Genomic DNA, 1,658 nt, shown 5'->3' on the forward strand with positions numbered 1-1,658 from the left:
CTTAGCAGGAAGCAACCGGTCGTTTGTTTCACCTTGACGGTGAGATAAATGACTATGCGTTGTGGAACGGTTTATTGCAATTGACCTACTCGCGACCGCTATAGCTGGCTTCCGCCCAGAGCGTGAGCTGGGGGCCTTACGGCACTCCTTCGTAAATCACATAGACTCCGGCGCGCTCAGGCCGAGAATGCCGGTGAGGACGTTAAACAAAACCTGCTGCGTGGCCTGCACCAATTGGATGCGGGCTTGGGCCAAAAGGGGATCCTCTTTCAAGAGCGGCAAAATACGGCAGTTGTCGTAAAACTTGTTGAAATCGGCGGCGATGGCTTCTGCATAGCGGATGATCTTGTGGGGAGCGCGCTCTTCGGCAGCGGCGATCAGCTCATCCGGCAAGGCCAACAAGCGCAGCAGCAGGGCCCGCTCTTCTGGCTCTTTGTAGGGCAGTTTTTGTTGCTCCGTCAAAGGGACTTTGTTGGTCAGTTCAACCTTTTCTTCTTCCTGTAGCCGCCGCAGCAGAGTGCAACAGCGGGCATGGCTGTAGTGAACATACACGACCGGGTTATCGAAAGTTTGCTTGACGGCCAAATCCAAATCGAAGTTGATGGGGCTGTCCATGCTGCTGCTAAGCAAAAACCAGCGGGCTGCATCGACCCCCACGCCAATTTCTGGATCTTCGATCAGGTCATTGAGTGATACAAAGTTGCCGGTGCGCTTGGACATGCGCACTTCGGTTTTCTCACCGGTTTGCGGGTCGGTTTTGAACAATTTGACAAATTGTCCAATCAAGATTTCCAGCTTGACATCTGGGCTGAAGGCACCCACCGCCGCCTTTAAGCGGCCGATATAGCCATGGTGATCCGAGCCAAGAATGTTGATCAGCCGGTGATATCCCCGCTGCACTTTATCCCGATGGTAGGCAATATCGGCGGCCAGGTAGGTAAAAGACCCATCGGCTTTTTGCACCACCCGATCCTTGTCGTCACCGAACTCTTGGGTTTTGAAATAAACGGCTTCTTCTGCCCCTGGCTTGGGATCCTCACCCCGGGGAGCCTTGGCCCTGTAGAGAAAGCCGCGTTCTTCCAGCTCCTGTAAAGTCTGTTGGATGGCGCTCAGGCCCGTCTCGGGATCCGGGGTGTGCAGGCGGCGTTCGCTGAACCAGTGATCGAACTCGGTGCGCAATTGCTGGAGAGTTTGCTTCTGCCAGGCCAGCATTTCCCCGTAGGCCAAATCAATATATTCCTCCAAGGTGGTGGGCAGAGGGCGGATCCCGGCTTTCACCTGCTCCAAGAGACGTTGGGCCATCTCGATCAAGTAGGTGCCGTGATAGGCATCTTCCGGCAAAGCGATGTCTTCCCCCTGCAGTTGCCGCACCCGCACCTCGAGGGACTGGCCCAGGAGCCGCATTTGGTTGCCGGCATCGTTGATGTAAAACTCCCGCTCCACCTGGTGCCCCGTCCAGCGCAGCAGGTTGGCCACTGTGGAGCCGACGGCAGCCCAACGCCCATGGCCCACATGCAAAGGCCCCGTCGGGTTGGCGGAGACAAACTCCAGCAGAATGCGCTCGGGATGGGGGGTGGCTGTTTTGCCGAAGTGTTCTCCCAGATGCAGCAGCTCCTGCAGGCGCTCGGCCAAAAAGGGATCCCCCAGCCGGAAGTTGA

At 56.8% G+C, this 1,658-nt stretch carries 1 protein-coding gene; it reads right to left on the bottom strand.

The features are described from left to right. Window positions 1-156: 156 nt before the first annotated feature. Window positions 157-1,658 (bottom strand): arginine--tRNA ligase (argS, locus tag NW838_RS06295; protein ID WP_414427714.1); only part of this gene is annotated, 1,502 nt, incomplete at its 5' end.

This window comes from Synechococcus sp. R55.2 (assembly GCF_047462075.1).
GTDB lineage: Bacteria > Cyanobacteriota > Cyanobacteriia > Thermostichales > Thermostichaceae > Thermostichus.